This is a genomic window from Streptomyces sp. PA03-6a, assembly GCF_033792765.1.
In the GTDB taxonomy this organism is placed as follows: Bacteria; Actinomycetota; Actinomycetes; order Streptomycetales; family Streptomycetaceae; genus Actinacidiphila.
This window is the reverse complement of record NZ_JARAVK010000518.1, coordinates 1-2,149: the sequence shown is the minus strand read 5'-3', so window position 1 is coordinate 2,149 and position 2,149 is coordinate 1. Positions and strand designations below refer to the sequence as shown.

General features: G+C 68.2%; 2 protein-coding genes and 1 pseudogene. 2 read left to right on the top strand and 1 reads right to left on the bottom strand.

Features of this window, described 5'->3' with window-relative positions:
• Positions 1–153: pseudogene (locus tag PV350_RS46235) on the top strand (telomere-protecting terminal protein Tpg); the annotation flags it as partial.
• Between the two features lie 190 nt (positions 154–343).
• Complete coding sequence (locus PV350_RS46230) at positions 344–1,090, top strand: DUF5131 family protein (protein ID WP_500339266.1); 747 nt, start codon at positions 344–346, stop codon at positions 1,088–1,090.
• A gap of 54 nt (positions 1,091–1,144) precedes the next feature.
• On the opposite strand, the gene tcmP is transcribed toward PV350_RS46230, so the two are convergent.
• On the bottom strand, positions 1,145–2,149 hold a 1,005-nt coding region (gene tcmP, locus PV350_RS46225), incomplete at its 5' end, for a three-Cys-motif partner protein TcmP (RefSeq protein WP_500339265.1).

The window sequence follows — 2,149 nt, the reverse complement described above, 5'->3', positions numbered from 1 at the left end:
TTTGAAGCCCAAGACCAAGGCGCCGGCGAACAGCAGCTGCGCGCGATCGCAGCCGAAGGCCTGCAGGAGATCTACTTCCGCGACCGCGGCCGGCGCGCCACCGGGCTGGAAGTGGAGTTCACGGACATCGACTACATCGACTTCGAGCTGTAGCCGACGGGCAGCCAAGGCAGCGGTGTTGCCATCAACAAGAAGGCGTACGTATGTTCTATTTAATGAGTTCGGGCGCGACCCGGTGGGGCCGGTGGTTGGATGCAGGTGTCCGGCGGTGGCGCGTGTCGTTGGTCAGTCAGCAGACCGCGGGCGTGCGGATGGACGGCCGCGGCATACGGAGGGGTGCCCGGTGAGTGACCGCAGCACGATCGAGTGGACCGAGGCGACATGGAATCCCACGACGGGGTGTGACCGGGTGTCGGCTGGCTGCGACAACTGCTACGCGCTGGCGTTGGCGAAGCGGCTGAAGGCGATGGGGGCTGAGAAGTACCAGAACGACGGTGACCCGCGCACATCCGGCCCGGGCTTCGACGTGACCATCCACCCCGACGCCCTGCACATTCCGTACGGCTGGAAGAGCCCGCGGACGGTGTTCGTGAACTCCATGTCGGACCTCTTCCACGCCCGGGTGCCGCTCGACTTCGTCCGGCAGGTCTTCCAGGTCATGGCCGACACCCCGCAGCACACTTATCAGGTGCTGACCAAGCGGGCGCGGCGGCTGCGGCAGGTCGCGCCGAAGCTGGACTGGCCGGACAACGTCTGGATGGGCGTGTCGGTGGAGTCCGAGGCGGAACTGGCACGCGTGGACGACCTACGGCTCGTGCCGGCCGCGGTGCGGTTCTTGTCCTGCGAACCGCTGCTGGGCCCACTGGACGGCCTGGACCTGGAGGGCATCGACTGGGTCATTGCCGGCGGCGAGTCCGGCCCGCGCCACCGCCCGCTGGACGAGGCCTGGGTGACCGGGATCCGCGACGCCTGCCAGAAAGCCCAGGTGGCCTTCTTCTTCAAGCAGTGGGGCGGCCGCACCCCGAAGGCCGGCGGCCGGAAGCTGGCGGGCCGCACCTGGGACGAGATGCCTCAACGTGTCGTGGCCTGATTCCGGCACCCGACCGCCAGGCGCGGCCGCCACAGCCGCGCCTGGCAGTACCGGTCAGGCGCGTGCTGCCGGGTGCACGATCAGCTCGCGGATCCTCTTCACTCCCACACCGGTGGTAGGGGTCCCGCCCAGCTGATTCAGGTGCTTGACGGCTTTGCGGGCCACCGGCTCGGTGACCTGACCGTAGTAGGTGCCGAAGAGTTCCAGCGTGTGGTCGACCAGCTTCACCGGACGCCGGGCGCGCTGCAGCACCGCGTCGAGGTTGTCCGCCATCACCGGGACTGCGGCCTTCTCCAGCTCCGCAGGGTTCGGGCGCAGCACCTCAACGGTGGAGAACAGGGTGTCGGGGTTGTCCTCGCCGTCCTGCAACTCCAGCGTCTTCCACCATTCATCCCGCGCGCGGGCCAGGGCATCGCCGAACACCCACAGCCCATACGGGCTGCGCGTGGCGAAGACCAGGTGATACACCGGCTTGTGATGCGGCGCTTTCGCGACCGGGACCGACTGGACGAACATGCCCGTGCGCTCCTCCAGGCGGCGGGCGTACTCAGCCGCCACAGCCTCGGTCGCATGGTCCTTGTCCGCCTCTGGATCGGCGAAGTACTCACGCCACCAGCGCCCTCCACACACTGCGTCGAACCGCTCCAGGCTTTTCTCGTTGCCTTTCGGGGACCGCACGTGACCGCCGAGCCGCCACACCGCCATCATGCTGAAGTTCATCAGCAGCTCCGTGGCCGGCCGACGCTCCGGCCGCTGCCGCGCCAGCACCTCCACCAGCCGCTCCATCGGCAGACACAGCCCACACGGGTCCAGGAACAAAAACAGCGGCACCCCCCGGGCCTGGATCACCACATCATCCAGCACCCCGTCGACCTCACCATGATGCGCCCGGGCAGTCACGCCCCGAGACCGGTAGCCGCTCACCACCTCTTCCAGCCGCTGGAACGACTTGGGCGCCTGCTCCACAAAGAAGCAGGACAGGTTCAGCCCCACCGACCGGTGATGCGCCGCCACCCGCAGCGCAATCTCCGCCGACCCTGGCTCCCCGTTCTCGTAGCG